At 72.8% G+C, this 25,596-nt stretch carries 30 protein-coding genes; 18 read left to right on the top strand and 12 right to left on the bottom strand.

Annotated elements, in window-relative coordinates; genetic code table 11:
- The first annotated feature begins 16 nt into the window (after window positions 1-16).
- The 10 genes from AB0C78_RS34765 (at window position 17) to AB0C78_RS34720 (ending at window position 10,113) form a co-directional block, all read left to right on the top strand.
- On the top strand, window positions 17-1,549 hold the full coding sequence (locus AB0C78_RS34765) for an ABC transporter substrate-binding protein (protein ID WP_360756403.1): 1,533 nt from the start codon (window positions 17-19) through the stop codon (window positions 1,547-1,549).
- Between the two features lie 30 nt (window positions 1,550-1,579).
- Window positions 1,580-2,218: a TetR/AcrR family transcriptional regulator gene (locus AB0C78_RS34760; protein ID WP_360756400.1), complete on the top strand. Its 639-nt coding sequence runs from the start codon at window positions 1,580-1,582 to the stop codon at window positions 2,216-2,218.
- Complete coding sequence (locus AB0C78_RS34755; RefSeq protein ID WP_360756398.1) at window positions 2,212-3,153, top strand: ABC transporter permease; 942 nt, start codon at window positions 2,212-2,214, stop codon at window positions 3,151-3,153. The genes AB0C78_RS34760 and AB0C78_RS34755 overlap by 7 nt, the downstream gene beginning before the upstream one ends.
- A complete protein-coding gene (locus AB0C78_RS34750) occupies window positions 3,150-4,895 on the top strand; it encodes a dipeptide/oligopeptide/nickel ABC transporter permease/ATP-binding protein (protein ID WP_360756395.1) in 1,746 nt (581 codons plus the stop codon). Before AB0C78_RS34755 ends, AB0C78_RS34750 begins: the two co-directional genes overlap by 4 nt.
- Window positions 4,892-5,737: an ATP-binding cassette domain-containing protein gene (locus tag AB0C78_RS34745; RefSeq protein ID WP_360756393.1), complete on the top strand. Its 846-nt coding sequence runs from the start codon at window positions 4,892-4,894 to the stop codon at window positions 5,735-5,737. Before AB0C78_RS34750 ends, AB0C78_RS34745 begins: the two co-directional genes overlap by 4 nt.
- A gap of 45 nt (window positions 5,738-5,782) precedes the next feature.
- Window positions 5,783-6,256 (top strand): nuclear transport factor 2 family protein, encoded by a 474-nt coding sequence (locus AB0C78_RS34740; RefSeq protein ID WP_360756390.1) that lies wholly within the window; start codon window positions 5,783-5,785, stop codon window positions 6,254-6,256.
- A gap of 109 nt (window positions 6,257-6,365) precedes the next feature.
- Entirely contained in the window at window positions 6,366-7,574 is a 1,209-nt protein-coding gene (locus AB0C78_RS34735) for a hypothetical protein (protein WP_360756387.1), read from the top strand.
- On the top strand, window positions 7,574-8,359 hold the full coding sequence (locus AB0C78_RS34730) for an SDR family oxidoreductase (protein ID WP_360756386.1): 786 nt from the start codon (window positions 7,574-7,576) through the stop codon (window positions 8,357-8,359). Before AB0C78_RS34735 ends, AB0C78_RS34730 begins: the two co-directional genes overlap by 1 nt.
- A gap of 14 nt (window positions 8,360-8,373) precedes the next feature.
- Window positions 8,374-9,531 carry a sulfotransferase gene (locus tag AB0C78_RS34725; RefSeq protein WP_360756383.1) on the top strand — a complete coding sequence of 386 codons (1,158 nt, stop codon included), beginning with the start codon at window positions 8,374-8,376 and terminating at the stop codon, window positions 9,529-9,531.
- 126 nt (window positions 9,532-9,657) lie between these two features.
- Window positions 9,658-10,113 carry a TerB family tellurite resistance protein gene (locus AB0C78_RS34720; protein ID WP_360756381.1) on the top strand — a complete coding sequence of 152 codons (456 nt, stop codon included), beginning with the start codon at window positions 9,658-9,660 and terminating at the stop codon, window positions 10,111-10,113.
- Here the strand turns inward: AB0C78_RS34720 and AB0C78_RS34715 are convergent, their stop codons facing one another.
- The 3 genes from AB0C78_RS34715 to AB0C78_RS34705 are packed head-to-tail and all read right to left on the bottom strand — an operon-like array spanning window position 10,114 to window position 11,754.
- Complete coding sequence (locus tag AB0C78_RS34715) at window positions 10,114-10,989, bottom strand: M56 family metallopeptidase (RefSeq protein ID WP_360756378.1); 876 nt, start codon at window positions 10,987-10,989, stop codon at window positions 10,114-10,116. It lies immediately after the preceding gene.
- Entirely contained in the window at window positions 10,986-11,339 is a 354-nt protein-coding gene (locus AB0C78_RS34710; RefSeq protein ID WP_360756376.1) for a BlaI/MecI/CopY family transcriptional regulator, read from the bottom strand. The genes AB0C78_RS34715 and AB0C78_RS34710 overlap by 4 nt, the downstream gene beginning before the upstream one ends.
- Before the next feature lie 31 nt (window positions 11,340-11,370).
- The gene (locus tag AB0C78_RS34705; protein WP_360756374.1) at window positions 11,371-11,754 is read right to left on the bottom strand and encodes a nuclear transport factor 2 family protein; all 384 of its coding nucleotides are present in this window, start codon (window positions 11,752-11,754) and stop codon (window positions 11,371-11,373) included.
- Window positions 11,755-11,841: 87 nt separating this feature from the next.
- Here AB0C78_RS34705 and AB0C78_RS34700 point away from each other — a divergent pair, with 87 nt between their 5' ends.
- Entirely contained in the window at window positions 11,842-12,594 is a 753-nt protein-coding gene (locus tag AB0C78_RS34700; RefSeq protein WP_360756373.1) for a helix-turn-helix transcriptional regulator, read from the top strand.
- A 112-nt stretch (window positions 12,595-12,706) separates the two neighbouring features.
- Here the strand turns inward: AB0C78_RS34700 and AB0C78_RS34695 are convergent, their stop codons facing one another.
- Window positions 12,707-12,991: a hypothetical protein gene (locus tag AB0C78_RS34695; RefSeq protein ID WP_360756371.1), complete on the bottom strand. Its 285-nt coding sequence runs from the start codon at window positions 12,989-12,991 to the stop codon at window positions 12,707-12,709.
- Window positions 12,992-13,157: 166 nt separating this feature from the next.
- Between AB0C78_RS34695 and AB0C78_RS34690 the strand changes: the two genes are divergently transcribed.
- The 3 genes from AB0C78_RS34690 (at window position 13,158) to AB0C78_RS34680 (ending at window position 14,490) form a co-directional block, all read left to right on the top strand.
- On the top strand, window positions 13,158-13,391 hold the full coding sequence (locus tag AB0C78_RS34690) for a winged helix-turn-helix domain-containing protein (RefSeq protein WP_360756368.1): 234 nt from the start codon (window positions 13,158-13,160) through the stop codon (window positions 13,389-13,391).
- Window positions 13,392-13,472: 81 nt separating this feature from the next.
- On the top strand, window positions 13,473-13,730 hold the full coding sequence (locus AB0C78_RS34685) for a GntR family transcriptional regulator (protein WP_360756365.1): 258 nt from the start codon (window positions 13,473-13,475) through the stop codon (window positions 13,728-13,730).
- A gap of 187 nt (window positions 13,731-13,917) precedes the next feature.
- Entirely contained in the window at window positions 13,918-14,490 is a 573-nt protein-coding gene (locus AB0C78_RS34680) for a dihydrofolate reductase family protein (RefSeq protein WP_360756363.1), read from the top strand.
- 40 nt (window positions 14,491-14,530) lie between these two features.
- On the opposite strand, the gene AB0C78_RS34675 is transcribed toward AB0C78_RS34680, so the two are convergent.
- Both AB0C78_RS34675 and AB0C78_RS34670 read right to left on the bottom strand, forming a co-directional pair.
- Window positions 14,531-15,001, bottom strand: coding sequence for a VOC family protein (locus AB0C78_RS34675; protein ID WP_360756361.1), 471 nt, complete (start codon window positions 14,999-15,001; stop codon window positions 14,531-14,533).
- Between the two features lie 73 nt (window positions 15,002-15,074).
- The gene (locus tag AB0C78_RS34670; protein WP_360756358.1) at window positions 15,075-15,683 is read right to left on the bottom strand and encodes a TetR/AcrR family transcriptional regulator; all 609 of its coding nucleotides are present in this window, start codon (window positions 15,681-15,683) and stop codon (window positions 15,075-15,077) included.
- Window positions 15,684-15,737: 54 nt separating this feature from the next.
- Here AB0C78_RS34670 and AB0C78_RS34665 point away from each other — a divergent pair, with 54 nt between their 5' ends.
- Window positions 15,738-16,190: an ester cyclase gene (locus tag AB0C78_RS34665; protein ID WP_360756356.1), complete on the top strand. Its 453-nt coding sequence runs from the start codon at window positions 15,738-15,740 to the stop codon at window positions 16,188-16,190.
- Window positions 16,191-16,196: 6 nt separating this feature from the next.
- Window positions 16,197-16,691: a DUF3237 domain-containing protein gene (locus tag AB0C78_RS34660; protein ID WP_360756353.1), complete on the top strand. Its 495-nt coding sequence runs from the start codon at window positions 16,197-16,199 to the stop codon at window positions 16,689-16,691.
- Here the strand turns inward: AB0C78_RS34660 and AB0C78_RS34655 are convergent.
- The 3 genes from AB0C78_RS34655 to AB0C78_RS34645 all read right to left on the bottom strand — a co-directional run bounded on the left by AB0C78_RS34655 (window position 16,667) and on the right by AB0C78_RS34645 (window position 19,616).
- On the bottom strand, window positions 16,667-17,695 hold the full coding sequence (locus tag AB0C78_RS34655) for a hypothetical protein (protein WP_360756351.1): 1,029 nt from the start codon (window positions 17,693-17,695) through the stop codon (window positions 16,667-16,669). The genes AB0C78_RS34660 and AB0C78_RS34655 overlap by 25 nt on opposite strands.
- Window positions 17,696-17,793: 98 nt before the next feature.
- On the bottom strand, window positions 17,794-18,447 hold the full coding sequence (locus AB0C78_RS34650; RefSeq protein WP_360756348.1) for a response regulator transcription factor: 654 nt from the start codon (window positions 18,445-18,447) through the stop codon (window positions 17,794-17,796).
- A gap of 8 nt (window positions 18,448-18,455) precedes the next feature.
- On the bottom strand, window positions 18,456-19,616 hold the full coding sequence (locus AB0C78_RS34645; RefSeq protein WP_360756345.1) for a histidine kinase: 1,161 nt from the start codon (window positions 19,614-19,616) through the stop codon (window positions 18,456-18,458).
- A gap of 178 nt (window positions 19,617-19,794) precedes the next feature.
- On the opposite strand from AB0C78_RS34645, the gene AB0C78_RS34640 reads away from it, so the two are divergent.
- On the top strand, window positions 19,795-21,267 hold the full coding sequence (locus tag AB0C78_RS34640; RefSeq protein ID WP_360756344.1) for a sigma-70 family RNA polymerase sigma factor: 1,473 nt from the start codon (window positions 19,795-19,797) through the stop codon (window positions 21,265-21,267).
- Between the two features lie 14 nt (window positions 21,268-21,281).
- Here the strand turns inward: AB0C78_RS34640 and AB0C78_RS34635 are convergent, their stop codons facing one another.
- Window positions 21,282-22,064: a CAP domain-containing protein gene (locus AB0C78_RS34635; protein WP_360756341.1), complete on the bottom strand. Its 783-nt coding sequence runs from the start codon at window positions 22,062-22,064 to the stop codon at window positions 21,282-21,284.
- A 238-nt stretch (window positions 22,065-22,302) separates the two neighbouring features.
- Between AB0C78_RS34635 and AB0C78_RS34630 the strand changes: the two genes are divergently transcribed.
- Window positions 22,303-23,706 (top strand): hypothetical protein, encoded by a 1,404-nt coding sequence (locus AB0C78_RS34630; protein WP_360756338.1) that lies wholly within the window; start codon window positions 22,303-22,305, stop codon window positions 23,704-23,706.
- 20 nt (window positions 23,707-23,726) lie between these two features.
- Here AB0C78_RS34630 and AB0C78_RS34625 read toward each other — a convergent pair whose 3' ends face one another.
- Both AB0C78_RS34625 and AB0C78_RS34620 read right to left on the bottom strand, forming a co-directional pair.
- On the bottom strand, window positions 23,727-24,590 hold the full coding sequence (locus AB0C78_RS34625) for an SDR family NAD(P)-dependent oxidoreductase (protein WP_360756335.1): 864 nt from the start codon (window positions 24,588-24,590) through the stop codon (window positions 23,727-23,729).
- Window positions 24,581-25,555, bottom strand: coding sequence for an alpha/beta hydrolase (locus AB0C78_RS34620; protein ID WP_360756332.1), 975 nt, complete (start codon window positions 25,553-25,555; stop codon window positions 24,581-24,583). Before AB0C78_RS34620 ends, AB0C78_RS34625 begins: the two co-directional genes overlap by 10 nt.
- Between the last annotated feature and the right edge of the window lie 41 nt (window positions 25,556-25,596).

The raw sequence follows: 25,596 nt of genomic DNA, 5'->3' as shown, positions 1-25,596 counted from the left end.
TCCAGACGGAGAGATCATGACGAGGTACTCCACCCGGATCGCGGCCTCGGCGGCCTGCGCCGCGGCCGCGCTGGTGCTGACGGGCTGCGGAGGCGGCGGCTCGGCGAGCGGCGGCGCCGGCGCCGAACTGGACATCGCCACGCTGACCGCCGCGCAGAGCCTGGACCCGGCCGACGCGATCGGCAGCGCGCTGCCCTACTTCCAGGCGACCTACGACACGCTGATCAAGCGGGACGCGGACGGCGCGTTCAAGCCGATGCTCGCCACGCAGTGGACCTACGACAAGGACCGCACCCACCTGTCGCTGACCCTGCGCGACGGCGTGAAGTTCACCGACGGGACGGCCTTCGACGCCGCCGCCGTCAAGGCGAACCTCGACCACTTCAAGAACGGCGGCGGTGGCGGCGCCAAGTACGTGAAGTCGGTCAAGGACGTCAAGGTCGTCGACCCGACGCACGTCGTGCTGGAGCTGTCCCAGCCGGACCCGGGCCTGCTGTTCTACCTCAGCGACGCCGCGGGCCTCATGGCCAGCCCCGCCAAGCTCAAGGACGGGAGCCTGAAGACGGCCCCGGTCGGCACCGGCCCCTACGTCCTGGACAAGTCCAAGACCGCCGTCGGGACCAAGTACGTCTTCGACCGCCGCACGGACTACTGGGGCGACAAGGCGCCGTTCAAGACCCTGACGATCAGCGTGTTCGACAACGAGACCGCGGTCGTCAACGGGCTGAAGACGGGGCAGATCGACAGCGCCGTCCTGCAGGACGCCGGGCAGCAGCAGGCAGTGGCGTCCGACGGGCGGCTGACCAAGACCCCGTACAGTTTCGACTTCCAGGGCCTGCTGTTCTTCGACCGGGACGGGCTCCGCACCCCGGCGCTGAAGAAGCCGCAGGTCCGCCAGGCGATCAACTACGCCCTCGACCGCACGACCATGCTCGACAAGATCCGCCAGGGCCGCGGCGAGATCACCGACCAGGTCTTCGGGCCGGAGACGAAGGCCTACGACCAGAGCCTCGACGCCTACTACCCGCACGACCCCGCCAAGGCGAAGCAGCTGCTCGCCGACGCCGGATACGCGGACGGGTTCACGCTCAAGCTGCCGCGCGTCACCGCGATCGTCGGCGACGCGCTCGCGTCCTCGATCGAGACCGACCTCAAGGCCGTCGGCATCAAGGTCGTCTGGGACCAGCTCGACGCGGGCAGCGCCGTCCAGAAGATCTACCGGGACCGCGCCTACTCCGCGATGGTGATGAACATCGGGCAGTCGTCCACCGACTGGGTGACCGACCAGGACCTCGTGACGCCCGGGACGTTCAACATGTTCGGCACCACCGACCCGACCGTGACGCGGCTGCTCGGGCAGGTGCAGGCCGGCGACGACGCCGCGGCCGCCGCCGCGTCCAAGGAGCTGAACAAATACCTGGTCGAGCAGGCCTGGTTCGCGCCCTTCTACCGGATGAAGTACCTGCTGGTCGCCGGGGACGGCGTCAAGGCGGTGCCGCAGTCGGGCATGGGCGTCCCGTCGCTCTACGACTACACCCCCGCGTCCTGACGCGCGGGAAGGCGCGAGCGGGGCATCGCCATGGCGAGACGGGGGCCGTACGAGAAGGGCCAGGCCAAGCGCAAGGAGATCCTGCTGGCCGCGCTGGAGGTCTTCGCGGCCGAGGGCTACCGGGGCACCTCCCTGCGCAAGGTCGCGGACCGGTGCGGCCTCAGCCTGCCCGGCCTGATGCACTACTTCGAGTCCAAGGAGGACCTCCTCACGCAGGTGGTCCGGATGCGCGACGAGACGGCCCGCCTCCGGCATCCGGACCACACCCCGGAGACGTACCGGCGGATCGTCCGGGAGGGGACGTCCACGCCCGGGCTGGTGGAGCTGTTCGTGTCCATGGCTGCGGCGGCCGGCGACCCCCGGCATCCCGCGCACGGCCACTTCGCGGAGCGATACCCGCAGATCCGCGACCAGGTCGCCGCGTTCCTGCGCGGCGGCATGGACAAGGGCTGGATGCGCGCGGACGTCCCGCCCGACCGGCTCGCGGCGCTGTTCGTCGCCGTCGCCGACGGCATCCAGATGCAGTGGCTCGTGGACCGCTCGATGGACATGGAGCAGCCGATCGCGGACGTGATGCGGCTCCTCACGTCCCCGGACGCCCTCGCGGCCGGGACGCGCGGCACGGGTGAATCGCGCGGCACGGGTGAAGAAGGAGGAGGCCGATGCTGAGGTTCGTCGCGCGGAGGCTCGCCGGGGGAGCGGTGCTCCTGCTCGTCATCTCCCTGCTGTCGTACCTGCTGCTGTCGATCCCGGACAACGACGTCGGGCGGCAGCTGCTCGGGCAGGGCGCGGACCAGGCGGCGGTCGACGCGAAGAACGCCGCGCTCGGCCTCGACCGGCCCGCGCTCGTGCAGTACGCCGACTGGCTGTCGCACGCGGTCCGCGGCGACCTCGGCACGTCCTGGTTCACCAGCGAGGACGTGACGCAGACGATCGCCAACCGGCTCCCGGTCACCGTCAGCCTGATGCTCGGCGTCACGCTGGTGACCGCCGTGGTGTCGTTCCTGCTCGGCGTCTGGGCGGGAGTGCGGCGCGGTGCCGTCGACCGGTTCGTGCAGGTGCTCGGCGTCGCCGGGTACGCGCTGCCGGGGTTCCTGGTGACGCTCGTCCTCGTGCTGGTGTTCGCGGTGAAGCTCGACTGGTTCCCCGCGATCGGCTACACCCCGTTCGACGAGTCGCCGGGCGGCTGGCTGTCCACGATCACGCTGCCGGTGGCGTCGCTGTCGGTCGCGTCGATCGCGGGCGTCTCGCAGCAGGTGCGTGGCGCCGTCATCGACGTCCTCCGCCAGGACTACGTCCGGACGCTGCGCGCCCGCGGGCTGTCCATGCCGCGGATCGTGTTCAAGCACGTGCTGCGCAACGCGTCCGCGCCCGCGCTGGTGCTGCTCGGCATGCAGTTCGTCGGGCTGCTCGGCGGCGCGGTGCTGGTCGAGCAGATCTTCGGGCTGCCCGGCATCGGCAGCATGACCGTCACCTACACCGCCCGCGGCGACATCCCGGTGATCATGGCGCTGGTCATGCTCACCGTCCTCGGCGTCGTGCTGATCAACCTGGTCACCGACGTGCTGATCGGCTGGCTGAACCCGAAGGCGAGGCACTCATGAGTCCTGGCGTCCCGCGCCGCCGGGGCGCGTCCGGCCGGCTGGTCCGCAACCCGCTCGGCGCCGCGTCCCTGCTGGTCCTGGCGCTGCTGGTGCTGGCCGTGGCGCTGGCGCCGCTGCTCGCTTCGCAGGGGCCGCAGACCGCGTCGCTCGCGCACGCCTTCGACGGGCCGTCCGGCGGGCACCCGCTCGGGATGGACTCGGCGGGCCGCGACGTCCTGTCCCGCATCCTGTACGGCGGGCGCACCACGCTCGGCGGCGCGGTCGTCAGCGTCGCGATCGCGCTGGTCCTCGGCGTCCCGGCGGGCCTGTACGCGGGCTACCGCGCGGGCCGGTTCGACGCCGCCGCGAGCTGGACGGCCGACCTCGTGATGGCGCTGCCCGCGATGGTGGTGCTGCTCGCGTCCCGCGCCATCCTCGGCTCGAACGTGTGGGTCCTGATGGTCGTCCTCGGGTTCCTCGTGGCGCCGTCGTTCTTCCGGCTGGTGCGCGGCATCGTCGCCGACGTGCGCGGCGAGCCGTACGTGGACGCGGCGCGGGTGTCCGGGCTGTCCGACCTGCGGATCGTCGCGCGGCACGTGCTGATCGTGGTGCGCGGGCCCGTCATCATCCAGGTCGCGCTGGTCGCCGGGCTGGCGATCGGGCTGCAGGCGGGGCTGGAGTTCCTCGGCGTCGGCAGCGGCTCCACCGCGACGTGGGGCGCCATGCTCAACGAGGCGTTCCAGAACATCCAGCGCGCCCCGGTGCTGCTGCTGTGGCCGGGGCTGGCGCTCGGCGTGACGACCGGCGCCCTCGTCCTGCTGGCCACGGCCCTGCGGGACGCCCTGGAGGACCGCACCGGCACGCCGCCCGCTCGCCGTCGCCGTGCCGGCGCTCCGGTGCCGGCCGACGTCTCCGAGGACGACCGCGCCGAGCTGCTGTCGATCCGCGGGCTCGCCGTCGCCTACGCGCGTCCCGACGGCACCGAGGCCGAGGTCGTGCACGGCATCGACCTGGACGTCCGGCCCGGCGAGATCGTCGGGCTCGTCGGCGAGTCCGGGTCCGGGAAGACGCAGACGGCGTTCTCGGTGCTCGGGATCCTGCCGGACGGCGGGCGCGTCACCCGCGGCAGCGTCATCGTCGCAGGCCAGGAGGTCGCCGGGCTGCCCGAGCGGCGGCACCGCCGGCTGCGCGGGACGACCGTCGCCTACGTCCCGCAGGAGCCGATGAGCAACCTCGACCCGGCGTTCACCATCGGCAGCCAGCTCGTCGAGCCGATGCGGCACGTCATGGGCCTGTCCCGCAAGGACGCCGCCGCGCGCGCCCTCGACCTGCTCCGCATGGTCGAGATCCCCGAGCCCGAGCAGGTGCTGCGCCGCTTCCCGCACCAGATCTCCGGCGGCATGGCGCAGCGCGTCCTCATCGCCGGGGCGATGTCCTGCGACCCGGCGCTGCTCATCGCCGACGAGCCGACGACCGCGCTGGACGTCCGCGTCCAGGCCGACGTCCTCGACCTACTGCGCCGCCTCCAGGCCGAGCGCGGCCTCGGCGTCCTGCTCGTCACGCACAACCTCGGCGTCGTCGCCGACCTGTGCGACCGCGTCGCGGTGATGAACGGCGGGCGCATCGTCGAGACCGGCCCCACCGACCGGGTCCTCCGCGACCCGCAGGACCCCTATACCCGCAGGCTGCTGGACGCCGTCCTGGACGACGCGCCCCCGCGCGCGCCCTGGCGGCCCGTCGAGGCGAGGAGCGAGACCGCGTGAGCACCACCGCGTCACCTACCGGCCCGCTGCTGTCGCTGCGCGACGTCCACGTGTCCTTCCCCGGGAGGCGGCGGCGCGCGCGCACCGAGGTGCTCAAGGGCATCGACCTGGACGTCCGGCCCGCCGAGACGCTCGGCCTCGTCGGCGAGTCCGGATCCGGGAAGACGACGATCGGCCGGGCGATCCTCGGGCTCGTCCCGGTCGCGTCCGGCACCGTCACCTTCGACGGCGAGCGCATCGACACCGCGACCGCCGCCCGCCGGCGCGCCCTCAGCCGCGACCTCCAGGTGATCTTCCAGGACCCGTACACGTCGCTGAACCCGTCGCTGACCGTCGGCGACACCCTCGCCGAGCCGCTCGTCGCGCAGGGCGGCGAGGCCCGCGCCACCCGCGCCCGCATCGCCGCGCTGCTCGACCGCGTCCACCTGCCCGCCGACGCCGCGCACCGGCTCCCGCGCGAGTTCTCCGGCGGGCAGCGCCAGCGGATCGCCATCGCCCGCGCCCTCGCGCTGCGGCCCCGGCTGGTCGTCTGCGACGAGCCGGTGTCCGCGCTGGACCTCACGACCCAGCGCACCATCCTCGACCTGCTGCTGGAGATCCAGGAGGAGACCGCCGTCGCGTACCTGTTCGTCTCCCATGACCTGTCCGTCGTGCGCTGCATGAGCCACCGCGTCGCCGTGATCCACCGCGGCCGGATCGTCGAGACGGGCGAGTCCGCGCAGGTCACCGAGGATCCCGAGCATCCGTACACCCGCACGCTGCTGCTCTCGGCGCCGGTCGCCGACGTGGCGGAGCAGCGCCGCCGGCGCGCGGCCCGGGCCGCCGCGTCCGGCGATTTTTAGAACGTGTTCTTGTCTTGGGCGGGCGGACCGGTCAGGCTGTCACGCATGGACCTGGAAGCCCTGGAAGAGATCCGCCGGCTCAAGCACCGCTACCTGCGCTGCGTCGACCTGAAGCAGTGGGACGAGTTCGCCGGGCTGTTCCTCCCCGGCGCCGTCGCCGAGTACGACACCCCCGTCCTCAAGAAGACCCTCCGCCTGGAGGGACGGGACGCGATCGTCGAGTACATGCGCGGCAACCTGGGCGACGACAAGATCAGCGCGCACACCGCGGGCGCCCCGGAGATCGACATCGACGGGGACCGGGCGACCGGCGTCTGGTCCCTCGACGACACGATCATCATCCCGGAGCACCGGCTGCTCATCCGGGGCGCCGCGTTCTACCACGACGTCTACCGGCGCGGCGAGGACGGCCGCTGGCTGGTCGAGAAGACCGGGCACAGGCGGACCTACGAGTACATGATGTCGCTCGACGACGTCCCGAGCCTGAAGTTCACCACCCCGGTGCCCGGCTCCCGGTGATCGGGACCCGTGCGTTGACCCGCGCATAGAACGCGTTCTACCGTCCGGTCCCGATGCGCGCGAGCAGCGCCCCGCGCACGCGCCGATCCCGCGTCCCCAGGAGAGCCCGGTGGCCACCGACGCAACAGACCGTTCCGACGCCGCGACGCGCCCGTTCGCCGACGCCGTCGTCGAGGCCGAGCAGATCATCCGCAACGCGCCGTTCGTCCAGACGGACCAGGACCTCGCCGAGGGCCTGGACTACCTCGCCGGCAGCATCAAGGCGTCGCTGCACATGGTCGGCGCCTACCAGCACGACCACCCGTACTTCGCCTCGTCCACCGGCCCCTACACCAAGCTGGGCCTGGACAACCCCGACACGCTGTACTTCCACGCCTACCTCCGGGACGACGCCGAGTACGTCGTCACCGGGCGCCGCGGCACCACCGCCGACCTCAGCTTCCAGATCATGAACGGCGACTACTCGCCGACCCAGTCGCCGGACAGCCTCACCGCGTTCGACGACCGGAAGCTGGCGATCGCCGCGGACGGGAGCTTCCGGCTGCGGTTCGGCCCGCCGAAGGACGGCGAGGGCGACGACTACGTCGCGCTCGCGCCCGGCTCGGCGATGCTGATCGTCCGCGAGGTGTTCAGCGACTGGGACAACGACCGGCCGGGTGAGATCCGCATCCACCGCGCCGACACCCTCGGGACGTCCCCGGAACCCGTCACGTCCGCCCAGATGGCGCGGCGGTACGCGGTGGCCGGGAAGATGCTGGTGTCCCGGATCAAGACCTTCCTGGCGTTCCCGGAGTGGCACTACCTGAAGCTGCCGGTCAACACGCTGACCGAGCCGCGCTCGACGCCGGGCGGGCTGTCGACGCAGTTCTCGTCCGTCGGGCACTACGACCTCGCCGACGACGAGGTCATGGTCATCACCGCGCCCGCCGCCGACCCGTCGGTGGCGCCGTACATGGGCTTCCAGCTCGGCAGCCTCTGGTACATCTCGCTCGACTACATCAACCACCAGACGAGCCTCACCCGCGACCAGGCCCGCGTGGACCCGGACGGGAAGATCCGCTACGTCGTCAGCGAGCGCGACCCCGGCCTCGCCAACTGGATCGAGCGGACCGGCCACAGCCGCGGCTACCTGCAGTTCCGCTGGCAGCGGCTCACCCGCGACCTCACCCCCGCCGACGGCCCGACCGCCGAGATCGTCAAGTTCGACGAGCTGCCGCGCGTGCTGCCGCACTACGAGGACCAGCGCGTCACCCCCGAGGAGTGGAAGGAACGGATCGCGGCCCGCCAGGTCGCCGTGGCGCGGAGGATGCTCGGCTGATGGCCTCCGAACTGCTCAAGGACAGGGTCGTCGTCGTGTCCGGCGTCGGCCCGGGCCTCGGCCGCGGCCTCGCGCTCCAGTGCGCCAAGGCCGGCGCCGACGTCGTGCTCGCCGCGCGCAACGAGACCCGGCTCGCGGAGGTCGCGAAGGAGGTCGAGGACCTCGGCCGCCGCGCCGTCACCGTCCCGACCGACATCAACGACGCCGCGGCCTGCGAACGGCTCGCCGAGACCGCCGTCGCCTCGTTCGGACGCGTCGACGGCCTCATCAACAACGCGTTCGCGACGCCGCCGCTGCGCGACCTGATGAAGGTCGACATCGACGCCGTCCGGGCCGGGTTCGAGACGAACGTGCTCGCCGCGCTGCGCCTGACCAGGCTGCTCGTCCCGGCGCTGGAAGAGCGCGGCGGCTCCGTCGTCATGATCAACTCGGCGGTGCTGCGGCACTCGCGGCGCACCTTCGGCGCGTACAAGATGGCGAAGGCCGCGCTGCTGGCGATGACGCAGAACCTGTCCACCGAGCTCGGGCCGCGCGGCATCCGCGTCAACACGATCGCGCCCGGCTACATCTGGGCCGACAACCTCCAGTGGTACTTCAACCACCTCGCCGAGAAGCGCGGCGTCCCGATGCAGCAGGTGTACGACGAGAACGCCGCCACCACCGACCTGCGCAAGCTCCCGGAACCCGACGAGGTCGCCGACGCCGTGGTGTTCATGCTGTCGCCGCTCGCGCGCGCGGTCACCGGGCAATGCCTGGACGTCAACTCCGGCGAGTGGCACCACTAGGAAGGCGGGACCTGATGAGCGCAGGCCGCGACAGCGTGGGGACCGTCGAGGACCTCCACGCGTCCGCGAGCAAGGTCACCGGCATGACGGAGTTCGGTGACGACGACTACCTCCGCGGGCTCGAAGTCCTGCTGGAATCGCTGACGAAGGACGCCGGGCTCACCCCCGCCGGGAACAAGGCGCAGCGCGCGATGCTGCGCGGCGCCCTCGCCGCCCGGCAGTTCTCCGAGGCCGCCTGGAAGAAGCACCCCGGGTACGCCGACGTGCCGATCGAGCGGCCGATCTTCGTCACCGGCCTGCCCCGCACGGGCACGACGGCGCTGCACCGGCTCCTCACCGCCGACCCCGCCCACCAGGGCCTCGACCTGTGGCTCGCGGAGATCCCGCAGCCCCGCCCGCCGCGCGAGACCTGGGCGGACGACCCGCTCTTCCAGGCGATCGACGCCGCGTACCGCAAGCACCACGTCGAGAACCCGGAGTTCATGGGCGTCCACTACATCTCGGCGGACTCCGTCGAGGAGTGCTGGCAGCTGCTCCGGCAGAACATGCTGTCGATCTCGTTCGAGTGCCTCGCGCACCTGCCGACGTACTCGTCCTGGCTCGCCGAGCAGGACTGGACGCCCGCATACGCCCGGCATCGCCGCAACCTGCAGCTCATCGGCATGAACGACGCCGGCCGCCGCTGGGTGCTGAAGAACCCGAGCCACCTGTTCGCGCTCGACGCGCTGCTGGAGGCCTACCCGGACGCGCTGATCGTCCAGACGCACCGGACGCCGCGCACCGCGATGGCGTCCATGTGCAGCCTCGCCGCGCACGCCACCGCCGGCTGGTCGGACGTCTTCACCGGCGCGACGATCGGCCGCGACCAGCTCGACCTGTGGAGCCGCGGCCTGGACGCGTTCCGCGCGGAACGGGCCCGGCACGACCAGGCGCAGTTCGCGGACGTGTACTACGACGACTTCGTCCGCGACCCGATCGGCACCGTCGAGGCCGTCTACGCGCACTTCGGGCTGCCGTTCACCGGCGAGGCCCGGACGGCGATGACCGAGCTGCACGCCGAGAGCCGCGCGGGTTCGGCGAAGCCGGCGCACCGCTACTCGCTGGAGGACTTCGGCCTGACGGCGGACGAGGTGGACGAGCGGTTCGCCGACTACGCGAGCGACCTGCGGTAGACCCCCGCGGGCGAGGGCGGGACCGGTCGCGGTCCCGCCCTCGTCGCGTCCCCGGGAACCTTCCCTCAATTACTACAGTTGTAGAAGCAGGTGCGGACCGTCCGCACGGCGACGGGAAGGGAAGCGATGGCTCTCTGGAACAGGCTCCGCGAGTCGACCCAGACGATGCAGACGCAGCTGCTCAGCAAGAAGAACGAACTGACCAGCGGAGCGTTCCGCGACGCGAGCATGGCGATGTGCGCGCTGGTCGCGGCGGCCGACGGCACCGTCGACCCGGCCGAGCGGCAGCGCACCGCGTCGCTGATCATGGGCAACGAGGTGCTGCAGAACTTCCCCTCCGACGATCTGCAGCGCCGCTTCAACGACTACGTCGCGAAGCTCACCGCCGACTTCGACTTCGGCAAGGTGTCGGTCCTGCAGGACATCGGCAAGGTGAAGAAGAAGCCCGCCGAGGCCCGTGCCGTCATCCAGATCGGCATCGTCATCGGCGGCGCCGACGGCGACTTCGACGACGCCGAGAAGGCCGTCGTCCGCGAGGCGTGCTTCGCCGTCGGGCTCCCGCCCGCCGAGTTCGAGCTGTAGTCACCACACCGGCGGCAGCGCGGCCACGGCGTGGTCGAGCTGCAGCGCGACCGCGGCCAGCGAGCCGGTGACGAGCGCGTCGCCCAGGAACAGCAGCGGCCCCGCCACGGCGTTGCGGGCGGGCGGCGCGCCGAGCAGCGCCTCGACGCGCCGCACGACCCCCGAGTCGGCGAACCCCAGGGCCGGTCTCGCGGCCGCGGGCTGGGCGAGGGCGACCTTGGCGATCGTCCGGGCGACCAGGCCGCGGTCGCCGACCGCCTCGGCGGCGTCCTCGTCCGCCCACCGCTCCACCGCCAGCCGCAGCGCGCCGTCCAGCCGCCGCAGCGGCAGCAGCGCCGCCGCCACCGCGCCCGCCGCCAGGTACCGGTGATGGCGATGCCGCAGGTGCGAGCCCTCGTGCTCGAACACCACCCGCAGCTCCTCGGACGCCAGGCCGCGCAGCAGCCCCCGCGACACGAGCACCCCGCCTCCCCGCCCGGGCACGGCGACGGCCATCGGCACCCCGGTCTCGACGACCCGCTGGGCGCCGTCGCGGGCGCGGCGCAGCTCCCGCGCCCACCGGACGGCCGTCCGGCCCGCGACCGCGAGCCCCGCCGCCGACAGCAGGACCGCGGGAACCCCCACCGCGTCCGGCACCGGCTGATCGTCGCCGAACAGCGCCCACTCCGGCAGCCGCTCCGCCGCCGCGGGCGCGAGCGTCGCCGCGTAGTTCACCGCGACGAAGAAGCCGGTGCCGAGCGCGGCCACCGCCGTCATCGCCGCGGTCGTGGCCAGCACCCGCGCGCACCACGCCGGATGCAGCGGCAGCGCGACCCGGCCCAGCACCACGCTCAGCGCCACCGTCAGCGCGAACGGCAGGACGGTGAACCACGTCATTCCGGACCGCCGAGGATCTCGCGGAGCTTCCGCTCCTCCTCGGGGGTCAGCGTCCGGACGAACCGGCTCAGCACGCTCCCCGGGTCGCTCGCGTGCCGCAGCTGGTCCCGCATCCGGTCGGCGACCAGTTTCGACTCGTCGACGGCCAGCCGGTACCGGTACTGCCGCCCGTCCCGCACCCGCGTCACGATCCCCTTGCGGTACAGCCGGTACAGGATCGTGCCGACCGTCGTGTACGCGGGCTCGCCCTCCAGCCGCGCCATCAGCTCCGCCGTCCCGGCGTCGCCGCCGAGCCCGGCCAGCGCCGCGAGGACCTCCGCCTCCAACTGCCCCAGCGCCCGACGCGACACGTCCCCAGCGTAGTGAATCCGGCGCCCCCGGTCAGCGGCCGGCGGGCTCCCACCAGGTGAGGTTCGCGGCGGCGTCGGCCACCGGCTCGATGATCTCCCACGCCTCGGCGATCAGCCCGTCCTCGACCCGCCAGATGTCGACGACCGCGATCTCCGGACCGCCGTCCGGGAGCCGCCGCCGCGTGTGCAGCACCACGTGGTCGCCGTCGGCCAGCAGATGCCGGATCTCGACCTGCATGCCGGCGAGCGGGACGAGCGCCGCCTCCACGGCCGCGAGCCACTCCTTCTTGGTGGACGACGTCGCGTCCGGCCGGTGATGGACGAAGTCGTCGCTGAGCAGCGGCGCGAGCCCCGCCGTGCTGCCCGTCGCGATCAGTTCCGAGAGTGCCTGCTGGACGATGTCCTTGTTGGTCATGGCCGCAGTGTTTCCGGGGCCTCTTCGGATTGTCGATGAAATCCCATTTCATGGCGCCCGGCGCCGCGATGAGTACGCTCGGGAATCGTGCACACGGTCGGGGAGCTCCTGCGGCAGTGGCGGCATCGCCGGCGGCTCAGCCAGCTCGACCTCGCGATCGCCGCCGACGTGTCCGCCCGGCACGTCAGCCTCGTCGAGACGGGCAAGTCCAACCCCAGCGCCGACATGGTCCTGCGGCTCGTCGACCAGCTCGACGTGCCGCTCCGCGACCGCAACCACCTGCTGCTCGCCGCCGGTTTCGCGCCCCGCTACGCCGAACGTCCGCTGGACGACACCGCCCTGTCCGCCGCCCGGAACGCCGTCGAACGGGTGCTCCGCGCGCACGAGCCGTACCCGGCGCTGGCGTTCGACCGCCGCTGGGACATCATCATGACCAACCGCGCCGTCGACCCGTTCCTCGCCGAGGTCGACCCCGAGCTGCTCCGCCCGCCGGTCAACCTGCTGCGGCTCGGCCTCGACCCGCGCGGCCTCGCCCGCCTCGTCGTCAACCTCGCCGACGTCCGCGCGGTGTTCCGCGCCCGGGTCAGGCGCCAGCTCGCCGCCGCCCCCGACCCCGGGCTCGCCGCCCTCTACGAGGAGCTCCTCGCCCCCGCCGCCGGCGACGCCCCCGCCGACTCCGACGTCATGATCCAGATGATCGTCCGCCACGCGGGTCGCGAGCTGCGCCTCTTCTCCACCATCACCACCTTCGGCACCCCGCAGGACATCACCCTCGACGAGGTCGCCATCGAGTCCTACTACCCGGCCGACCCCGAGACCGCCGCCCACTTCGAGGCCTAGAACGGTGCGCGGTGCCTGCCGACGTATCTCGGGCGACGACCCACGGTGAGCGCGGTAACCCAACTGGCCGACACAGCCGCCGCGAGCGCGACCGCCGCCGTCACGAGCGCGGTCACAGCCCCGGAGTCCCGTCCAGCAACCCCTTGACCGCGAGCACGGCGTCCGCCACCCGATCCACCTCCGCGACCGGATGGCGCCAGCCCGTCCAGAACCACGCCCGCCCCGCGTCCTCCGCGCGCGGCTCCACGGTCATGACCAGGCAGGGGTGGACGGTGCAGCAGCCGTCCGCGTCCGGGTTCTCGACATGAAGGCCGTCCGGCGTGAACCACGCGCTCAGCCCGTGCGCGCGCAGAACCGTCCCGAGCGCCTCAAGCCGCGCCCTAGCATCGGGTGTCATGGGTCGTTCGCCTCCTGCGGCGTCCGGTCCTAGGCCCGTCCGGCGCTGCAACGCCGGGCGGGCCGCTTCTTTGCCTGGTCAAAGTCTTGCAGAGTTGAGAAGTAATAGGAACAGAAGCAAAGTGAAGCGAACAGAACCATTGTGATTAGCGACGTATCGTAGTGCTATGGCAAGCCTGGACGGCATCGAAGCGTTGCGGGATCAGCTCGTGGCGTTGATCCGCGAGCGAATCGCAACCGGGAAGTACCAACCCGGCACGAAGCTGCCTACGGCGCGCGAGTTCGCCGAGGAATTCGACATTTCCTCCCGGACCGTCTCAGAAGCCTTCCGCGTCCTTCGCGAGTCCGGCGAGGTGATCGGCGTGCGTGGCCGAGGCGTCTTCGTCCGCCCCTCCACCTGAAGCCGTTCGGCGCCGCGGGAGCCGGGCGGGCCGTTCTCGTTTGCGCGCCTAGCTCGTCCGATGCCGTTCTACCGTGGATGCGTGAGCATCGACATGGATGGTCCCGACCCGCTTTACGTCCAGATCGCCGACATCCTGGAAACGCGCATCGCGGCGGGCACCATCGGGCGGCGGCTGCCGAGCGTCCGCACGATCGCTCAGGACTTCGGAGTGGCCCACGCGACGGCGGCGCACGCCGTCCAGGAACTCACGCGGCGCGGTCTGGTTAAGACGACGCCGGGCCGGGGAACCTTCGTCCAGCGCCCCGCCGACGGCCCGGCCGTCAACGGCGAGCAGTAGGCCGGGCGAGCCACTCCGCACGGGCCCGGAACGCCGCCCTCCCTGCACCGGGCGGGCGGCCGGAAACGGTCGTTGGCGGCGATGAGTTCTGCGGGCGCGGGCGGTCTGCCATGGTGGGGCGAACGGCCCCGGGGCGGATGCGATCCCGCCCGTTGAGAACCGCCACGAGATGCTCGGGAGACCCCAGATGCGCACTCTGATCAGCACCGCGTTCGTTTCGCTCGACGGCGTCGTCGAGGCGCCCGGCGGCGAGCCCGGGTACCGGAACTCCGGGTGGACGTTCAAGGACGTCGAGTTCCTGCCGGAGGCCTACGAGATCAAGGGGCGGGAGCAGAAGGAGGCCGCCGCGATGCTGCTCGGCCGGGTCAGCTACGAGGCGTTCAGCCCCGTGTGGCCGGGCATGGCGGAGTTCGCCGACTACAAGGTGATGCCGAAGTACGTCGTGTCCACGACGCTCGGCGAGGACGACCTCGTCTCGGACTGGGGCGAGACGACGATCCTGCGCTCGCTGGACGAGGTCGCCGCGCTGAAGGAGACCGAGGGCGGCCCGATCATCATGCACGGCAGCGCCACGCTCAACCGGGCGCTGTCCGACGCGGGCCTGATCGACCGGTACCACCTGCTGGTGTTCCCGCTGCTGCTCGGCGCGGGCAAGCGGCTGTTCAGCGACACGGACAAGGACGCGCAGAAGCTCAAGCTCGTCGAGCACGAGGCGTACGCGAACGGCATCCAGAAGAACGTGTTCGACGTCGTCCGCTGACCCGGGGCCGCCGCCGGGGACGCGGCGGCGGCCGGATGGGTCAGTCGAGGCAGAATTCGTTGCCTTCGGGGTCGGCCATCACGATGTGGCCGGCGCCGAGCGGGGGAGCGGGCTCGTAGCGCTGGAGGCGCGTGGCGCCGTGGCCGACGAGCCGCTCCGCTTCGGCTTCGAGGGCGGCCATCCGCGCGTCGCCGGTGAGGCCGGGCGCGGCCCGCACGTCGAGGTGGACGCGGTTCTTGGCCTGCTTGGGTTCGGGGACGCGCTGGAAGAACAGGCGCGGGCGGGCGCCGTCGGGGTCGACGATCGCCGAGGCGTCGTTGCGGCGTTCGGGCGGCACGCCCATCGCGTCGAGCGCCTCGTCCCAGGTGCTGAAGTTCCCGGGCGGGTCCTGGAGCCGGTAGCCGAGCGCCTCGGCCCAGAACGCGGCCTGGGCGCCGGGGTCGGCGCAGTCGAAGGTGATCTGGGTTTCGCGGGCCTGGCCGGCCCGCTCTCCGCTGGAGTTCGAGGTCATGGTCCGAGCTTCGCGGATATCGCGGACAGATACGTTCCGCGATTGGCGTTCCGCAGCAGAAAGGCGCGCCGGGTCAGGGACGCGCGAGGAGGCCGTCGATCGCGCGGCGGGCCTTGCTGGTGGCGTCGGGGTCGTCCAGGCGGAGGGCGGTGTTGGCGGCGGTGAGGACGGCGTCGGTCTGGAACGCGGCCAGGTCGGCGTCGAGCGGCGCGATCTCGCCGGCGGTCGCGGCGTGCCGGTACTCGGCGGCGAGGACGGACAGCCAGTCCCGATGCTGGCGGGCCAGGGCGTCCCGGACGGGTCCGGGCCGGCTGTCGAAATCGGGAAGGTTCGCCGCCCAGAAGCAGCCGCCGGCGAACAGCGGCTTCTCCGCGTAGTCGATCCAGTTCGCGACGAGGGCGCGCAGCCGCGCGGCGCCCGGAGCGGCGTCCTGCGCGGGGCGGACGACCGCGTCGACGAACAGCTCGCGGGCCGCGTCGACGGTGGCGAGGTGCAGGTTCTCCTTGGTCCGGAACAGGGTCTGGATGCCGCTCTTGCTCAGCCGCAGGTCGGTGGCGAGGCGGCCGAGGCTGAGGCCGTCGAGCCCGTCGAGGGAGGCGACGTCGACGGCGTGCCGGGTGATGGTCCGCCGCGCCCGCGCGCCGCGCTGCAGCCGGCCGTCCGCCGGGAGGTCCTCGCTCATCGCGTCCATCGTGCCAGATTGCCTATACATACGATCGATCGTATTGTTTTTTCCATGGACCCCGATCGCATGATCGAGCTGGCGGAGGCGCTGGCCGCCGCGAAGAGCCGCCAGGACGTGCCCGCCGCCCTGGAACTGCTGCATCCGGAGATGGTGCTGGAGAGCCCGGCCTTCGGGACGACCGCGCGCGGCCCGGCGGAGAACGCGACCGCGCTGCGCCGGTTCTTCGCCTCGTTCCCGGACTACGCCGTCGCCCTCCAGGGGCACGCCGCGAACCGCGACGCCCTGGCCTGCTGGGGGACGGTCCGGATGACCATGACCGGCGACCGGTTCGGCGCCGTCCCCAACGGCCGGCGGGCCGAGCTGCCGGTGTTCATCCGGTTCGCCTTCAAGGACGACCTGATCGCCGGCGAGTACTTCCTCTTCGACCTGGCGGAGCTGTGCGCGCAGTCGGGCGTCTCGGCCGACGCCGTCCGGCGCCGCCTGTTCCGCGACCGGGAAAGGTGACACCGCATGCTCGCAGACCCGCGCGTGAAGGACGTCGGGGAGATCCGGACGCGGTTCCTCTTCGACATCGTCGTCGACCTCGACGCGCCGCTGGACTTCGGCCGGGGACCGGTCGGGCGGCGCGTCCTGTACGGCGCCGCCGGCGGTGCGTTCGAGGGGCCGGAACTGCGCGGCGAGGTGCTGCCGGGCGGCGGTGACTGGGCGCTGTTCCGTCCCGACAGGGCCATGCACCTGGACGTCCGGCTCACCCTGCGCACCGACGACGGGGCCCTCCTCCACATGACCTACGGCGGTCGCTACACCACCCCGCCGGAGCTGCGCGCCGAGATGGCCGACCCCGCCGGGAGGCACCGCGTCGACCCGTCCCGCTACTACTTCAGGACGAACCCGCTCTTCGAGACGGGCGCCGAGCGGTACGCGTGGCTGAACGACGCCGTCTGCGTGGGGACGGGCTACCTCGTCGAGGGCGGCATCGCCTACAGGGTCTCCCGCGTGGTGTGAAGCGGGCGGTCCGGTCCGGGTGCGGTGAGGCGGCGGCCGAGGGCGCCGAGCAGATAGATCATCGCGGCCGCGATGGCGACCAGCCCGATGGCGTCGGGAACGCTGCCGGTGTTCGCGACCAGCCCGAACGCGGTGTGCGCGACGAGGGCGCCGGAGATCGCGGCGAGGCGGTGGCGGTCCGTCCAGGGGCCCGTCCGGCGCAGCAGGACGGCGGTCGCGGCGGCGAGGAGCGCGGCGGCGGCCATCGGGACGGGCACCCACGCCCGGGGGACGAAGGCGGAGTGGTCGGCGCCCGCGAACGGGAACAGCAGGGCGAGGTACCCGAACGACGCGACGCCGCAGAGGACGCCGAGCGACCGGGGAGCGGGCGGCGTGCCCCGCGGGGCCGGACGGTGGAGGCGGGGCAGCACGCCCAGGGCCAGGACGGTCAGCACGGCGCACAGGCCGAGGATGATCAGCGCGGCCCGGCCGGGCAGCGAGTAGTGCGGGTCCTCGGACGGCGGCACCGAGACGCGGAGCAGCAGCGCGCCGAGGGCCGCGACGAGCCCGGCGATGATCATGCCGCCGCGGCGCAGGTACGGGGCCCGGCCGTGGCGGCGGAACACCAGCTCGACGAGCGCGATCGGGACGAGGACGCTGAACACCGCGTGGTACGGCAGGTTCAGCTCGGCGTACGGGGCGTTGATCCCGAAGGGGCGCGGCCCCCAGCCCGCCGCCCCGTACAGGTGCGGGCTGGTCAGGCTCTGCAACGCGAGCCCCTCCTCGACCAGCCCGTAGACCAGGCCCATCGCCAGGACGCTGCTCCACCCGCCCCCGAGGCGGCGGACCAGCTCCCGGATCAGCAGCACCCCCGCGCCGTAGATCGGCACGTAGAGCAGCACCAGCCAGATCATCCGGACCGGCACGGTGCCGAGGGTGAGCTCGGCGACGGCGGGGGCGACGAGGGTCAGGGTCCACGCCGCCCGGCGCGACCGCGGGGCCGTGCCCGAACGCTGCTTCTTCATGCCGCCAACGCTAGGAACGCGCGGCACGGAGCGCTTCCAACGAAGGATCGGTCTCGGCTCTGCGACTTTCGTCGGAGAACCGCGCCGGAACGCGGGGCTCAGGCGGAGGGGCGCGGACGGACCAGGCCGAGGTCGTAGGCGAGGACGACCGCCTGCACGCGGTCGCGCAGGCCGAGCTTGCGCAGGATGCTCGACACGTGCGTCTTCACCGTCGCCTCGGTGACGACGAGCCGCTCGGCGATCTCGGCGTTGGACGCGGCGCGGGCGATGAGCTCCAGGGTCTGCATCTCGCGGCCGGTCAGCTCGGCGAGCGCCTCCGGCCGGACGGGCGGGCGCGGCTCGGTGGCGGTGAACCGGTCGAGCAGCCGCCGGGTCACCGACGGCGCGAGCAGCGCGTCGCCGCGCGCGACGACCCGGATCGCCTCCGCCAGGTCGTCCGGCCGGACGTCCTTGAGCAGGAACCCGGCGGCGCCCGCCCGCAGCGCCGCGTACAGCGGCTCGTCCAGGTCGAACGTCGTCAGGATGATCACCTTGGGCGGGTCGCCGGACGCGGTGATGCGCCGCGTCGCGTCGATCCCGTTGACGCCGGGCATCCGGACGTCCATCAGCACGACGTCGGGGCGGAGCCGCTCGGCGGCGCGGACGGCGGACTCGCCGTCCCCGGCCTCGCCGGCGACGGTCAGGTCGTCCCGCGCCTCGATGATCATGCTGAACCCGGCGCGGACGAGGTCCTGGTCGTCGGCGACCAGCACGCGGATCGTTACGGCGCCTCCCCGACCGGCAGCGACGCCCGCACCCGGAACCCGCCGTCCGGATCGGGGCCGGCCTCGAACGTGCCGCCGAGCAGCAGCGCGCGTTCCCGCATCCCGGCGATGCCCTGCCCGCTCCCGGCGATGCCCTGCCCGCTCCCGGCGATGCCCTGCCCGCTCCCGGCGATGCCCTGCCTGCTCCCGGCGGGTTCCGTCCCGCCGGAGGCCGCGCCCGGGCCGTCGTCGCGGACGTCGACGTCGAGGCGCCCGCCCGCGGCCCGCAGCAGCACGTCGGCGCGGCCCGCGCGGGCGTGCCGCAGCGCGTTCGTCAGCGCCTCCTGGACGATCCGGTAGACCGCGAGGCCCACGCCGGACGGAACCTGCACGCCGGCCATCCCCTCCCGCTGGATCCGCACCCGCAGCCCGGCGCCGGTGACGGACGCGGCGAGCCGGTCCAAGTCTCCCAGGCCGGGCACGGACCCGTCCGCCTCACCGCCGTCGGCGTCCCGCACCGACCGCAGGAAATGCCGCAGCTCCGCGAGCGCCTGCCGCCCCTCGGCCTCCAGGTTCCGGACCGCCCGCCGCGCGAGGTCCGGGTTCGCGTCGAACACGTCGTCCGCGGCGGCGGCCTGCACGACCATGACCGACACGGTGTGGGAGAGGACGTCGTGGAGTTCGCGTCCGATGCGCGCCCGCTCCTCCATGGCCGCGCGCCGCGCCTCGGCGTGCCGGCGCGCCGCGCCCGCCCGTCCGAGCGCGCCCCAGCTCCAGGCGAGGAGGGCGGCGACGGGCCACAGCGCGACCGTCCCGCCCTGCACGGCGGCGACGGCGGCGGTCACGGCGGCGACGGCGCCCATGCCCCACAGCGAGATCCGCGCGGGACGCAGCCAGGCGAACGCGCAGAGCACGACGAAGAGGATGCCCGGCCCCAGTTCGGGCCCGAGCGCCTGGATCCCGGCGCCCGCGGCGGCGGTCACCGCGACCGCGATCCCGGGACGGCCCCGCATCAGCCATCCGGCCGCCGCCGCCTGGACGAGGAGCAGCGCGACGATCGCGGCCCGCGCGGGCCGGCCGGCGTCCAGGAACGGGACGGCTCCCGCCGCGGCGAGCGCGCACGCCCCGGACACCGCTCGCCACCAGGACGGCAACACCGCCGCATACCGATCCCGCACGCTCGCCGACGCTACCAATCCGGCCCCCGGAACGGGACGGGGAGCGCAACCGCGGGGCCGTCCGGGACCGTACTGAGGGCAGGTGACTTGCCGGGAATGGCGTGCTTGTTGTTATCTGCGGTGTCTCGGGAGGTCTCCAGGGGGTCGGGGGCGATCCGCTGGAGGGACGGTGACGCGCGTGGGCGAGGACGTGGACCTGCTGGTCCGGGCGGCGCAGGACGGCGACCCCGAGGCCAGGGAGCGGCTGGTCGCCGAGCACCTGCCGCTGCTGTACAACGTGGTCGGCTGGGCCCTCGACGGCCACGCCGACGTGGACGACGTCGTCCAGGACTCGGTGCTGCGCGCGCTCGGCGGGCTGCACGGCCTGCGCGAGCCCGGACGGTTCCGCTCCTGGCTCGTGTCCATCGCGATGAACCAGGTGCGCCGCCGCTGGACGTCGCTGCAGCGCGGCACGCCGATGGACCCGGACGCGATCGCGCGGGTCGCCGCGTCCGAGGCCGACTTCGCCGAGGCCGCCGTGCTGCGGCTGGAGCTGTCCGGGCAGCGCCGCGAGATCGCCGAGGCGACCCGCTGGCTGGACGCCGGGGAACGCGAGCTGCTCGGCCTGTGGTGGCTGGAGGCCTCCGGGCACCTGACCCGGAGCGAGCTGGCCGACGCGCTGGGCGTGTCGGCGGCGCACGCGGCGGTCCGGGTGCAGCGGATGAAGAAGCAGCTCGCGACGTGCCGCGCCGTCGTCCGGGTCGTCGGGGCGGAGCGGCGCTGCGACGCGCTCGCCCCGGTCCTCGCGCAGTGGGACGGGCGGCCGTCCCCGCTGTGGCGCAAGCGCGTCGCCAAGCACGTCCGCGGGTGCCGGGCCTGCGGCGCCCGGCAGCGGGACCTGCTGCCGCCGGAGGCGCTGCTCGCGGGCCTGGTCATGGTGCCGTTGCCCGCCGCGCACCCGCTGCACGCGCTGCCGACGGCGCTGACGGCCTCGTCCACGCCGACCGCCGCGTCCGCCGCGGGCGCGTCTGGCGCGGCGAGCGGGGCGGGTGCGGCGAAGGGCGCCGGGATGGCCGCGGCCAAGTGGGTGGCGGGCGCCGCGGCCGTCGGCGTCGCGGGCGCCGCGGTGGTCTTCTGGGGCATGCGGGACGGCTCGCCCGACGACCCACCGCCGCGCAACGACCCGCCGGCCGCGGCGCAGCGGACGCCGTCGCGCACCCCGGCGCCGCGGTCCGGCGCCACGTCCGTCAAGGAGCACATCGCGCCGCCGCCCACCAAGAAGGCGAAGCGGACCGTCGAACAGCAGGTCGTCGACCTGGTCAACCGGAACCGGGCGAAGGCCGGATGCCGCCCGCTGCGCGTCTCGCCCGCCCTGCACAAGGCCGCGCAGGCGCACACGGAGGACATGGCGTCCCGGCACGCCCTCGACCACCGCGGCTCCGGCGGCACCGACCCGGGCGACCGGATCACCGCAGCCGGGTTCCGCTGGAGCGCGTGGGCGGAGAACATCGCGCAGGGCCAGGCGTCCCCGCCCGCCGTGGTGACGGCCTGGATGAACAGCCAGGGCCACCGGGCCAACATCCTGAACTGCGGGCTGACGATGATCGGGGTCGGCTTCGTGCGGGGGTCCGGCGGCCCCTGGTGGACCCAGGACTTCGCGACCCCCGCCTGAGACGTGCCGGGTCGTCAGCGGCTCGTGCCGAAGTCCTGCGTCCAGTACGGGCCGCCGCTCAGCACGACGCCGACGCCGATCTCCTTGAACCCGCAGTTCAGGATGTTCGCGCGGTGGCCGGAGCTGTTCATCCACGCCTGCATCACGCTCGCGGGGGTCGCCTGCCCCTTGGCGATGTTCTCGCCGTAGGAGGACCAGCGGTAGCCGGCGGCGGTGATGCGGTCGCCCGGGTCCTTGCCGTCCGGGTTGGTGTGGTCGAAGAAGTTGCGGGCGTGCATGTCGGCCGAATGCCCCTGCGCGGCCCGCGCCAGCTTGCTGTTGACGGTCAGGGCGCGGCAGCCGTGCTTGGCGCGCTCGGCGTTGACCAGCGCGACGACCTGCGCGGCGTACCGTCCGGCGGTCCCGCCGGCGGGCGCGGCCGGGGCCTTCGGCTTCGCGGGCGCCGTCGTGGCGGGACGGTGCCGCGTCGCGCGCGGCGTCGGCTTGTGCGACTTCTTGGCCTTCTTGTGGTGCTTCGGCTGCGCCTTGCGGCTCGGCGACGGGCGCGGCGCGTCGGCGACCGGGCTCGGCGGCGCGGCGGCGCTCGGGGACAGCGACGAGCCGCTCGCGGCGGGCGAGCCGTCCGCGCCGCCCCCGAACGCGCCGGCGGCCGTCCCGGCGACGCCGCCGATCACCAGCAGGCCCGCCGCGCCCGCGGCCGTCCAGGCGGCGACGCGGCGGGACGCCCTGCGCGGCCGGCCGGGGCGCGGCCTCGCGGGACGCGGCCGTCCGGTGCCCGGGCCAGGGGGGTAGCTCATGGCGATGCCACATCCTTCTCTCGTCGGGGCTGGGCGAACACGCAGCAGACCCCGCGCGGGACGGGCGATAACCGAAAATTCCAGGGCTTCTTCAGGAGCGTCCCCGGGACGGCGCCGGGCCCGGCCAAGAAAGGGGCAAGACCGCATGTCGGACGCCATGTCCGCGGGAGGCGGGCTCTCTCATTGACCACCGGAGGGCACTGCGCCCCTTTGGTCCGGGCATTCGAGGAGTCACGCCGTGAAGAGAAGCTGGAAGGCCGCCGTCGCCGCCGCCGGGGCGACCGTCATGACCACCGCCTCCGTGGCGTGGCCCTCGCCCGCCGGGAACGCGTCCGCCCCGTCCGGTGCTTCCGGCAAGGGGCGCTGGGTCCTGGTCGACGCCGAGAACTTCAACCGTCCGCTGCGCGTCGACGGCGCGAAGTGGCGGCTCGACCCGCAGGGCAGGCGCAGCCCGTGGAACGTCGACGCGTTCGACGACGACGGCGAGGCCTGGACGAGGATGAGCGGCCCGCTCTTCAAGAAGCAGATGGCGACGCTGAACGTGTACCGCAAGCGCGTCGCGTTCGGCAGCAGGGGATGGCTCACCGCCGAGGTCGCCGCCGTCGACAAGGACCACGACGGCCGGCCCGACTCCCGCCCCGGCCTGTCGACGGTCACCCTGCCCGGCGGGCAGAAGGCCGCGCGGCTCTCCGAGCCGAGCTGGGACGCGGGCGTGCTGATCCGGCCGACCCGGCCGCTGCCGCGGCACTACCGCGTCGAGATGACGCTGCGCGGCATCGACTTCGGCGGGAAGCGGAACGGCACGTTCGACTACAACGGCCGCCACAACGGCTACACCAAGGAGCCCTGCAAGACCCGTTTCCCGTGGACGTTCACCGGCGCTCTCCCCGGAAAGTCGCGCTGCCAGTACCACGACGTGACGCGGGAGAACGGCTTCTACTACATGACGATCCTCGATTACGCGACGCCCGCGCCGCACGGCAACCCGGACATCCATTTCCGCCGCAAGGTCATCATGGACGGCTATTACAGCGACCTTCCCCGCTGGAAGCGCGCCGCGACCTGCAACCCGAAGACCCGCAAGATGTACCGGACGTTCGACGGCACCTTCAACGGCGTGAACGCGCTGTTCGCGCGCGGCGACAAGTTCATCGGCGGCCCCGACAACGACATCAGCACCGAGTACTACGCCAAGACCGCCTGCGGGAACGCCTCGCTCGACAAGCCGTACGGGCCCGGCAAGCGATTCGAGGGCCACCTGACCAGCGCGGAGATCCAGCCGCAACTGCTGCCGAAGGCGTCGTACCGGTTCGCCGTCGAGCGCGACGACACCGGGTACACGCTGGAGATGAGCGGCCCGTTCCGGTTCATCGGGCAGGCGACGCTGCGCGTCCACCACGACTTCATCGAGAACGGCCGCCCGATCTGGCACTACAACCAGACGCCCGGCGAATACGACGGCCGTTTCGACCGCAGGCTCGTCCACAAGGGCCCGAACGGAACCTGGGTCACTCCGCACACGTGGCCGAAGGGCTCGGCGTACCCCGACTCCTTCGTGATCGGCGACCCGCACCTGAACTACTACGAGGGCGAGGCGGTCATCGACGACATCCGCCTCTACGTCCCCCGCAAGAACAAGTGACCCGCTGATCAGAGCGGCTGCTATTCGACGACGGCCGGGTTGTAGGTGGGCGGGTCGCCGAGCATGGCGCGGTGGGAGCGGGGGCGGGTGCCGTCGATGTCGGTGACGCCGAGTTCCTCGCCGAGTTCCGCGCCGATGAGGACCTGTCCCGTCCATTTCATCGGGTCGGCGGAACGGGCGAGGGCGTCGATGACCCGGCCGCTGAACTCCGGCGACTCGGCACCGGCGGCGAACGAGGCGTACTTGTCGGGGACGCCGTCGAAAAGGGCCTGGTTCCGTTCGGTCTTCAGCAGCCCCATCCACAGCGAGATGACGGCGACGTTGTAGGGGCGGAAATCGACCGCCATGTCGTGGGCCATCTTGTCCACGGCGGCTTTTCCGGCGCCGTAGGCGGGGCCGTGCATGTAGCAGCGTCCGCCGAACGAGGACGTGTTCACGACGAGGCCGCCGTCGCCGCGGATCAGCAGCGGCGCCGCGTAATACGTCGCGACGTACGCCGACCGCATGCCGACGTCCAGCATGTCCTGCAGCCCGAGCGGCTTCTCCCAGAAGGGGCCCTTGCGGGTCAGGCCGTCGGGGATCGTGAACGCGTTGTTGACCAGGACGTCCAGCCCGCCGCGTTCCCGCTCGACCTGCTCGAACAGGGCCCTGACCTGCGCGTCGTCGGAGTGGTCGCAGATCACCGGGACGCCGGTGCCACCCCGCTCGTCGATCTCCTTCGCGGTGGCGAAGACGCTGCCCGGCAGGTCCGCGTCGCCGTCGGCGCGGGTGCGCCCGGTCACGTACACGGTCGCGCCGGTCTCGCCGAGGGCGAGCGCGATGCCCTTCCCGGCGCCGCGGCTCGCCCCGGTGACCACCGCCACCCGGTCTCCGGTCAGGCCCATTCACCGCTCCTCGCGAGGAATTCCAGCATGGTCGCGGTCGTCTCCTCGGGTTTCTCCATCTGCATCATGTGGCCCGCGTTCTTGAGCATCCGGACGTCGCGGACGTCCTCGTAATGCTCGTGCAGCTTGCTCAGCGGGTCGTCGCCGTGCCAGCCCTCCAGGTCGGCGTCCTGCTCGCTGCCGATGAAATAGAACGGCACGGGGTTCTTCCGGCCCTTGTACGCCTTCCGGTGCTCCCAGGAAAGGTCCATCGCGCGGTACCAGTTCAGCCCGCCGGTGAATCCGCTGCGGCTGTAGGCGTCGACGTAGAACTCCAGTTCCAGGTCGGTCAGCCACGTCCAGGGGAGCGGCGGGGTGTCCGGCAGCGCGTCGATGTACGTCGTCCCGGGCGGCTTCCGCCAGACGTCGAGGTAGTGGTAGTCGCTGGACAGCGCGTAGAAGACCTTGCGCAGGAACTCGCGGGGCGCCGCGCCGAGGTCCCGGTCGGCGGCGCCCGGTTCGGCGAAGTAATGGATGTGGTTGAAGTGCCGCTTCGCCTGCCGGGCGGCGAGCGTCAGCGGAGACTCGTCGCTCGGGGTGAAGAACGGGTTCTCCAGTCCGATGATCGCCGCGACGCGCTCGGGGTGGTGGTAGGCGAGGTCGTAGGCGGCGAACAGGCCGAAGTCGAGGCCGCTGAACACGGCCCGCTCCGCGCCGAGGTGGTCGAGGAGCCCGGCGACGTCGCCGACGATGTGCTCGACGCCGTACTGGCGGTGGTCGGCGGGGCCGCTCGTCCCGCCCATGCCGCGCATGTCGGGCGCGACGACCCGGAAGCCGGCGTCGGCGATCGGCCCGATCTGGTGCCGCCAGCTGAACCAGAGGTGCGGGAACCCGTGCAGGAGGACGACGAGCGGCCCCTCGCCCTGCTCCACGTAGTGGGCGTCGAGGCCGTTGATGCGCGCGTACCGATGAGTCCAGCCGGCCATGCTGCGGTTCCTTCGCGACGAGGACCTGACCTTCGGAGCGT

This window comes from Actinomadura sp. NPDC048394, assembly GCF_040651755.1.
Classification (GTDB): domain Bacteria; phylum Actinomycetota; class Actinomycetes; order Streptosporangiales; family Streptosporangiaceae; genus Spirillospora; species Spirillospora montaniterrae.
Note: the sequence above shows the minus strand (reverse complement) of the source record. Positions and strands in the feature narration are given on the sequence as shown.

What these genes read in the sequence shown, in the direction of transcription:
- AB0C78_RS34725 (WP_360756383.1), top strand. Translation starts at nt 8,374, where the DNA reads ATGAGCGCAGGCCGCGACAGCGTGGGGACCGTCGAGGACCTCCACGCG.
- AB0C78_RS34750 (WP_360756395.1), top strand. Translation starts at nt 3,150, where the DNA reads ATGAGTCCTGGCGTCCCGCGCCGCCGGGGCGCGTCCGGCCGGCTGGTC.
- AB0C78_RS34660 (WP_360756353.1), top strand. Translation starts at nt 16,197, where the DNA reads ATGCTCGCAGACCCGCGCGTGAAGGACGTCGGGGAGATCCGGACGCGG.
- AB0C78_RS34690 (WP_360756368.1), top strand. Translation starts at nt 13,158, where the DNA reads ATGGCAAGCCTGGACGGCATCGAAGCGTTGCGGGATCAGCTCGTGGCG.
- AB0C78_RS34705 (WP_360756374.1), bottom strand. Translation starts at nt 11,754, where the DNA reads ATGACCAACAAGGACATCGTCCAGCAGGCACTCTCGGAACTGATCGCG.
- AB0C78_RS34675 (WP_360756361.1), bottom strand. Translation starts at nt 15,001, where the DNA reads ATGACCTCGAACTCCAGCGGAGAGCGGGCCGGCCAGGCCCGCGAAACC.
- AB0C78_RS34680 (WP_360756363.1), top strand. Translation starts at nt 13,918, where the DNA reads ATGCGCACTCTGATCAGCACCGCGTTCGTTTCGCTCGACGGCGTCGTC.
- AB0C78_RS34730 (WP_360756386.1), top strand. Translation starts at nt 7,574, where the DNA reads ATGGCCTCCGAACTGCTCAAGGACAGGGTCGTCGTCGTGTCCGGCGTC.
- AB0C78_RS34665 (WP_360756356.1), top strand. Translation starts at nt 15,738, where the DNA reads ATGGACCCCGATCGCATGATCGAGCTGGCGGAGGCGCTGGCCGCCGCG.
- AB0C78_RS34670 (WP_360756358.1), bottom strand. Translation starts at nt 15,683, where the DNA reads ATGAGCGAGGACCTCCCGGCGGACGGCCGGCTGCAGCGCGGCGCGCGG.
- AB0C78_RS34695 (WP_360756371.1), bottom strand. Translation starts at nt 12,991, where the DNA reads ATGACACCCGATGCTAGGGCGCGGCTTGAGGCGCTCGGGACGGTTCTG.
- AB0C78_RS34740 (WP_360756390.1), top strand. Translation starts at nt 5,783, where the DNA reads ATGGACCTGGAAGCCCTGGAAGAGATCCGCCGGCTCAAGCACCGCTAC.
- AB0C78_RS34620 (WP_360756332.1), bottom strand. Translation starts at nt 25,555, where the DNA reads ATGGCCGGCTGGACTCATCGGTACGCGCGCATCAACGGCCTCGACGCC.
- AB0C78_RS34720 (WP_360756381.1), top strand. Translation starts at nt 9,658, where the DNA reads ATGGCTCTCTGGAACAGGCTCCGCGAGTCGACCCAGACGATGCAGACG.
- AB0C78_RS34715 (WP_360756378.1), bottom strand. Translation starts at nt 10,989, where the DNA reads ATGACGTGGTTCACCGTCCTGCCGTTCGCGCTGACGGTGGCGCTGAGC.
- AB0C78_RS34635 (WP_360756341.1), bottom strand. Translation starts at nt 22,064, where the DNA reads ATGAGCTACCCCCCTGGCCCGGGCACCGGACGGCCGCGTCCCGCGAGG.
- AB0C78_RS34765 (WP_360756403.1), top strand. Translation starts at nt 17, where the DNA reads ATGACGAGGTACTCCACCCGGATCGCGGCCTCGGCGGCCTGCGCCGCG.
- AB0C78_RS34760 (WP_360756400.1), top strand. Translation starts at nt 1,580, where the DNA reads ATGGCGAGACGGGGGCCGTACGAGAAGGGCCAGGCCAAGCGCAAGGAG.
- AB0C78_RS34755 (WP_360756398.1), top strand. Translation starts at nt 2,212, where the DNA reads ATGCTGAGGTTCGTCGCGCGGAGGCTCGCCGGGGGAGCGGTGCTCCTG.
- AB0C78_RS34625 (WP_360756335.1), bottom strand. Translation starts at nt 24,590, where the DNA reads ATGGGCCTGACCGGAGACCGGGTGGCGGTGGTCACCGGGGCGAGCCGC.
- AB0C78_RS34655 (WP_360756351.1), bottom strand. Translation starts at nt 17,695, where the DNA reads ATGAAGAAGCAGCGTTCGGGCACGGCCCCGCGGTCGCGCCGGGCGGCG.